The sequence below is a fragment of the Streptomyces sp. WG5 genome, from assembly GCF_049974565.1.
GTDB lineage: Bacteria > Actinomycetota > Actinomycetes > Streptomycetales > Streptomycetaceae > Streptomyces.
The window spans coordinates 1-757 of record NZ_JBNGGC010000153.1 but is presented as its reverse complement, the minus strand read 5'-3'; the positions used below and the strand labels follow the sequence as shown (position 1 = coordinate 757).

Here is a 757-nt window from a genome sequence, read left to right as displayed (position 1 = left end):
CCGGTGCCTCGATGCCCCGGCGGCTCACCAGCACCAGGTGCTCGGCGCCGTTGCCCGCGAGCCAACGGGCGACATGTCCGCCCAGCGCGCCCGTGCCACCGGTGACCAGCACCGTGCCCCGCGGGCGCCACTCACGCGCCACCGCGGTGTCCGCCGGCCGCGCACGGACCAGACGGCGCGCGAACAGACCGCCTGGGCGCACCGCGACCTGGTCCTCGGCGGCGTCGCCCGCCAGGACGCCGGCCAGCCGGGCCAGCGCCCGGTCGTCCACGTCGTCCGTGCCGGGCAGGTCCACCAGGCCGCCCCAGCGCTCGCCGTGCTCCAGCGCGGTCACCCGGCCCAGACCCCACACGGCCGCCTGCGCCGGGTTCTCCAGCCGCTCGGAGCGGCCGGCGGCGACGGCGCCGCGGGTCACGCACCACAGGGGCGCGGTCACCTCGGCGTCGCCCAGTGCCTGGACGACGCCGAGCGTGGTGACGACACTGCCCGCCGCAGTGCCGGAGGGCGTCGACAGGGACACGACACCGGACACGGCGGGCCCGTCGGCGAGGGCTTCGCGCATGCATACGGTGAGGTCGGCGCGCATGTCGTCGTCGCCCTGGACGACGGCGACCCGCCGTACGTCGGCGCCGCGGTCGGTGAGCGTGCGCTCCACGGCGGCGGCCCACTGCCCGTCCGGACCGGTGAGCGTGTGAGGGACGGCCAGCAGCCACGTCCCGGTGAGGCGGGCGACAGCCGGCTCGGGCACCGGCTTCCA

Annotated in this window: 1 protein-coding gene; it reads right to left on the bottom strand. The window is 77.8% G+C overall.

The annotated features are described in order from the left end of the window. On the bottom strand, positions 1 to 757 hold a 757-nt coding region (locus ACP4IX_RS36330; RefSeq protein WP_426558938.1), incomplete at both ends, for a beta-ketoacyl reductase.